At 68.3% G+C, this 5,648-nt stretch carries 6 protein-coding genes; 1 reads left to right on the plus strand and 5 read right to left on the minus strand.

What is annotated here, in order from left to right:
• From I6U14_RS12580 to cfa, 4 genes are all read right to left on the minus strand, one after another.
• Window positions 1-650: DnaA/Hda family protein (locus I6U14_RS12580; protein ID WP_296899814.1), on the minus strand; the 650-nt coding region annotated here is incomplete at its 3' end.
• A 49-nt stretch (window positions 651-699) separates the two neighbouring features.
• On the minus strand, window positions 700-1,302 hold the full coding sequence (wrbA, locus tag I6U14_RS12585) for an NAD(P)H:quinone oxidoreductase (protein WP_296899817.1): 603 nt from the start codon (window positions 1,300-1,302) through the stop codon (window positions 700-702).
• Window positions 1,303-1,610: 308 nt separating this feature from the next.
• Window positions 1,611-2,552, minus strand: a complete 942-nt coding sequence (gene hslO, locus I6U14_RS12590) for an Hsp33 family molecular chaperone HslO (RefSeq protein ID WP_296899818.1) — start codon at window positions 2,550-2,552, stop codon at window positions 1,611-1,613.
• A 36-nt stretch (window positions 2,553-2,588) separates the two neighbouring features.
• Window positions 2,589-3,803, minus strand: a complete 1,215-nt coding sequence (cfa, locus tag I6U14_RS12595; RefSeq protein ID WP_296899820.1) for a cyclopropane fatty acyl phospholipid synthase — start codon at window positions 3,801-3,803, stop codon at window positions 2,589-2,591.
• 416 nt (window positions 3,804-4,219) lie between these two features.
• Here cfa and I6U14_RS12600 point away from each other — a divergent pair, with 416 nt between their 5' ends.
• Window positions 4,220-4,624 (plus strand): hypothetical protein, encoded by a 405-nt coding sequence (locus I6U14_RS12600; protein ID WP_296899822.1) that lies wholly within the window; start codon window positions 4,220-4,222, stop codon window positions 4,622-4,624.
• A gap of 82 nt (window positions 4,625-4,706) precedes the next feature.
• On the opposite strand, the gene I6U14_RS12605 is transcribed toward I6U14_RS12600, so the two are convergent.
• Window positions 4,707-5,543, minus strand: a complete 837-nt coding sequence (locus tag I6U14_RS12605) for a metallophosphoesterase (protein WP_296899823.1) — start codon at window positions 5,541-5,543, stop codon at window positions 4,707-4,709.
• Window positions 5,544-5,648 lie beyond the last annotated feature (105 nt).

Below are 5,648 nucleotides of genomic sequence, written 5' to 3' on the forward strand. Positions count from 1 at the left end.
AGTGCGAGGGACCGCCGCGCCTGCTCGTCCGCCGCGGGCAACAGGCGCGCGGTATCCCGCGGGGTGGGGGGGAGGATGTGGCGCAGCGTCTTGTCGTCGAGCGTGAGGCCCCGGACGGCTGCCTCGCGCGCCAGGAGCCGGCGCCGGCCGGCGTCGTCAAGCGCTTGGAGCCGGTAGACGGCGCAGGCACAGAGCCGTGACCTGAGGTCAGGCAGGTCGAGGCCCAGCGCCGGGGCCGGCGCGCGCGCGGCGAGCAGCAGACGCCCGCCCTGCAGACCCAGCGCGTTGTAAAGATTGAACAGCGCGAGCTCCCAGTCGCGCTGGCCGGCGACGGCCTGCACCGCGTCCAGGACCACTGCATCGCAGTGCTCCAGGCCATCCAGCACCGAGGGCGCCAATGCCGGCAGATCCAGCGGGACGAAGCGCGCCCTCGCGCCTGCCGCCGCAGCCGCCTCGAACGCCGCGTGCAGCAGGTGGCTCTTCCCGCTGCCGGTCTCGCCGTGCAGCAGTACATGGCCTGCGCCCGGGTCCGTTGCCCAGTGGCGCACGGCGGCGACTGCGGCGGCGTTGCCGTCGGCGACGAAGCGCTCGAGCCTGCCTCGGTCCGGCAGCCGCAGCGGTAGGCACAGCTGGTTGGTGGCGGCGGTCACGGCCGCGATCGTTTGGACGGCGCTGAGCACCGATCAGAGGCCCTCGGCATCAATCACTCAGCGCCTTGGCCGTCGTTGCAAGCCGGCGTCCGAGTGCCTGACAGAGCCGCTTCTCGGCGTCGGTCACGGGGTTGTCGTTGTCGATACCGGCGACGTGTGAGGGACCATAGGGCGTGCCGCCGGCGTCTGTGTGCAGCAGGTCCGTTTCGCTGTAGGGCAGCCCCAGGATGAGCATGCCGTGGTGGAGCAGGGGCAGCATCATGGACAAGAGCGTCGTCTCCTGTCCGCCGTGCAGACTGGAGGTGGACGTAAACACCCCGGCGGGCTTGCCTGTGAGCGCACCGGCGAGCCACAGCGGCGAGGTGCCGTCGAAAAAGTACTTCATGGCCGCGGCCATGTTGCCGAAGCGGGTCGGGCTGCCGAGCGCCAAAGCGGCACAATCGCGCAGGTCATCCAGCTCCGCATAGGGCGCGCCGGCCTCCGGGACACTGTCTGCCACGGCCTCGCAGACCGTGGACACCGCCGGTACCGTGCGCAGACGTGCCTCCAGTCCGGCCTCCTCCACTCCGCGGGCCACTTGACGGGCCATCTCGGCGGTGGCGCCGAACCGGCTGTAGAACAAGACGAGAACATAGGGGGTAGCGTTGGACATGGCGACTTTCAAGGATTTGCGGCGAGTGGGTGCGCGCAGACTGCGCTGGCAAAGCGCACAGGATAGCGCCGCTGCCCGGCGGCGGTTAAGGAGATACTGATTTATTGGGCATCCTGCCCAAAAAATCAGACGGAGCCGGGCCTGTGCAGACATTGGGCGGTTTCCCGGCTCCCTCAGTCTCAGCGACTTGGGTTGCCGAAAATGGCGGGCCGTCCTGGTCCGCCCGGGGAACGCCAATAAACTCAGCGTTTCCCTAACCGGCGTGGCAGTAGAGCCCCGTCAGCAGGCCGCAGCCGCCGGCGCCGCCGTCAATGCCTGGAGTCTTTGATCCCAGCGGGCACGACGCTGTCGGTGAAGAGCTCGCGGGCGTCCACAGCGTCGAAGCGGTAGTCGCGGTTACAGAATTCGCAGGTGACGGCCACGTCCCCCTGCTCCTCGACGATGGCGTCGATCTCCTGGCGCCCCAGGGCGCGCAGTGTTGCTTCGATGCGGGTGCGGGAGCAGCCGCAGCGGAAGGCCACCGGGTCCGGCTCGAACAGTCTGACGTCTTCCTCGTGAAAGAGTCGGTGCAAGAGATTCTGAACCGGCAGAGCCAGCAGTTCGCGCTCCTCCACGGTGTCGGCGAGGGTCACGGTGCGGTCCCAGCCGTCGGCGTCCTCAACGGTGCCTGGCACGCGCTGCAACATCAGCCCCACGGCGCGGCTGCTGTCAACCGCAAGCCACAAGCGTGTGGGCAATTGCTCGGATTGGCCGAAATAGCGCTCGATGGCGGCACCCAGCCCAGCGCCTTCCAGCGGGACGATGCCCTGATAGCGCTCGCCTCGGTCGGGATCGAGCGTCAGCGCCAGGTGCCCGTCGCCGAAGAGGTGCTGAAGGTTGCCATCGGGGACATCCCCCTCCCAGCGCGCAAGACCGCGCACCGTGCGGTGATGGGTCCCCTGCACCACCAGGGTGCGGATGGGCCCGCTGCCCTGGGCCTGTAGCGTGAGGGAGCCCTTGAACTTGAGCGTGGCCGTGAGCAGCAGGACCGACGCCAGCGCCTCTCCGAGCGGACGCTGCACGGGGTCGGGATAGGGGTGGCGCGAGATCACCGCCTGGAAGGCGGCATCGAGACAGACCAGCTCGCCGCGCACGCCCAGACGCTCGAACAAAAAACGGTGCAGGCTGTCCGGCTGAGGGACGCCGGGAGAGCTCGCGGGCGCGCCGTTGGAACCACCGCGTGGGGGCGGCTTGCCGCCGGTGACGGTCATGGGCTGACCTCCGGCCGGGCGGCAGCGGCTGAGCGCTCAGCGCACGGAGCGGTAGGCCCCCGGCCGGCTGCGCTTTGCCAGCACGATCTGCCACAGCTGGCCTTGCCGCGAGCGAAAATAGCCCGCCGAGGCGTGCAGGTAGTATTTCCACATACGGTAGAAGGCATCGTCGTAGTTGGCGCGCAGCTCGGGCCAGGCGGCGTCGAAGCGCTGCCACCAGGCCATCAGCGTAGGGTCGTAATCGGGGCCGAAATTGTGCCAGTCCTCCACCAGAAAACGGCCTTCCAACGCCCGGGTAATCTCTGCCGCGGACGGGATCTTGCCATTAGGGAAGATGTAGGTGTCGGTCCAGGCATCTGTGACGGCAGACGTGGTGCTGTTGCCGATGGTATGCAACAGGAACAGCCCGTCCTCCGCCAGGAGGCGCGCGGCGACGTCGAAGTAGGCGGGGTAGTTGCGCACACCCACGTGCTCGAACATGCCGATAGAGATGATACGCTCGAAGCGCCCGCCGATGTCCCGTGGCAGGTCGCGATAGTCCATCAATCGGATGTCGACGGGCAGGTCCCGGCAGCGCTCGGCGGCGAGCTCCGCCTGTTGACGGGAAACGGTGATGCCCACCACCTCAACGCCGTAGTGCGCCGCGGCGTAAGCCGCGAGCCCGCCCCAGCCGCAGCCGATGTCGAGCAGGCGCTGACCAGGCTGAAGCTCGAGCTTGCGGCAGCTGAGATCCAGCTTCGCGAGCTGGGCCTCGTCGAGGGTCGTGGCATCACGCCAGTAGCCGCAGCTGTAGCTCATGGTCGGATCCAGCATGGCCTGATAGACGTCGTTGCCGATGTCGTAGTGGCGCTCGCCGACGGTGAAGGCGCGCGACCGGGACTGGCGATTGATGAGCCTGTCCTTGAGCCAGTGGAAGGCGAAGTGCAGCTTGGCGGCGTGATTCAACGCCGAGTCCAGGTCATGGCGCAGGAGCCTGGCGAAGGTCTCGTCCAGTTGCTCGCTGTCCCAGACGCCCGCCATGTAGGCCTCCCCGAGACCGAGGGAGCCGTCGCGCAGCGTGCGCTGATAGACGCTCGGGTCATGCACCTGGATGTCCCAGGGGCGGGTGCCGTTGATGCGCACATCTGTTGGCTCAAGCAGGCGCTCGATGAACGCGGGCGGGGCGGTGGATGGCGGGTGCTGACGCTGTGCGGGCGCGTGCGCCTGCAGCAAGGACCGGGTTTCTGAGTGCCGACTGTGTGCCGTTGCCATGGGCTCTTCTCCCGCCGGTGCTAAGCCGACCAGCCGATGGTTGCGGTGACAGACCAACGGTGCGGGCCGGAGGCGCCCGCGCCGCCCGTTTGGCCTGGTATTTGTACGGTTTGATGACAACGCATTGGCTGCGCCGGTGCAATAGGGGGGTGCCCGAGTCAACCTGCTCGCGGCGCCCGGCTTCGCCGCCGTCTGCCTCGGGTGGGTCGCATCGGGCGTATGGTCTAAGATTCGGGATTGGAGCCCAGCCCGCGTGCCTCGTAGTGCATCTCGAAGCCTTGCAGCCACGCGCGACGGAGATCACTTCCGCGATGCTTGAATTGAACGCAGGACCAGGACCAGCCTCTATGCTTCTGTCTCGGCTACAATTATTGGCATTAGCTTTGTCGCCAACGGCGGCGCACCGCAAGCCGCGGTTGCGGCTCGGCCTCCTCGTGCTCTCCGTCACGTTGTCGGCGGTCGTGGGGCTCGGCGGGTGTGCAGCGAAGCCCGTGGTCTACGGTGGCGGTCCGGTGGCGCAGGCCGACATCGATGAGTGCCGGCGGCTGGCCCGGCAGGCCGGTGCCGGCGGTCCGGATGGGGGGCGCATCGCCCGCGACACCGCATTGGGTGCGGCCGCCGGTGGGGCTGCGACGGGTGTCTACGGCGCCGTGCGCGGGTACGACGATGTGGGCAATCGTACTGCCGCCGGCGCGGCAGCCGGGGCGGCGGTCGGTCTGGTGCGCGGTGTTGCGCGCAGCAGCGAGCCCAACAGCACCTTTAAGCGCTATGTAGACCGCTGCCTGCGTGAGCGCGGCTATGATGTGGTGGGCTGGAACTGAGAGGCTGTAAAGAGACCTGCCGGTTTATCGCAGACGCTGACCGAGTGCGCGCGGGCGCGCTTGTACAGGCTGGCGCGTGAGGTCAGTCCAAGCGTCGCAGATAGCGGTCGACGGAAGCTTGCAGCGTGATCTCACCGCGCAGTACGGCCGCCTCGTAGCGTTCCCGCCAGCCGCCGATCAAAAGCTCGGCCCGCTGCCACTCTAGGAACACGATCCGCGCCAGCGGTCCGCCTTCATCCAGGAAGCCTGAGTCCTCGAAGTCCTGTGCGGCGCGCTCGCGGTCGTAGTGAAAGCGCACGAGCTCCGTGCGCCAGCGCCCGCCCTCCCAGGTGAAGCGGCCATAGCTGCCGCGCACGTCACCATCGAACGGAGACCCGGCGGAGCCCACGTTGACCACATCCATGCCCTGAGTGCGGCGCTGATGGGTGCGGTGGGTGTGTCCGGAGACGAACAGCGCAACCCCTCCGGGCAGCTTGCCGACGAGCGACTCGTCGCTGCGGCCCGGCGTGATGCCGTCGCGGTTGCCGGCCATGGTGCCGTGGGTGACATGCAGCCAGGCATCGGCGGCGGGCGGATGCAGGCAGAGATGATCCGGCCAGCCGCGCAGCCGCTCCGCCTGATCGGCCACCTGCCGCCACGCGAAGTCGGTGAAGCGGCGGATCTCCCGCTCGCCGTCGGACTCCGGCGCGCCCTCGCCGCAGCGAAGCACCCAGATCTCGTGGTTGCCGTAGACGGGCAGCCACCCCTGCTCGCGCCGCTTGGCATCAAACAGGGCCAGACAGCGGTCGCTGTTCGGTCCGCGGTTCACCAGGTCGCCCGCCATCAGCACCATGTCTGGATGCCAGGCGTCGATGTGCTCGATGACCGCCTCCAGCGCCGGCAGCACTGCCTGTACGTCCGAGAAAACCGCGACTTTCATCAGGACTGCACCACTACGACTTGCAAACCAGCCCGGACGAACATGCGCGGCGGCGCGACCGCGGCCGCCCTGTACGCACAAGAGCGCCGGGCTGAGCCGGCGGCG

It is taken from the genome of Thiohalocapsa sp., assembly GCF_019695415.1.
GTDB lineage: Bacteria > Pseudomonadota > Gammaproteobacteria > Chromatiales > Chromatiaceae > Thiohalocapsa.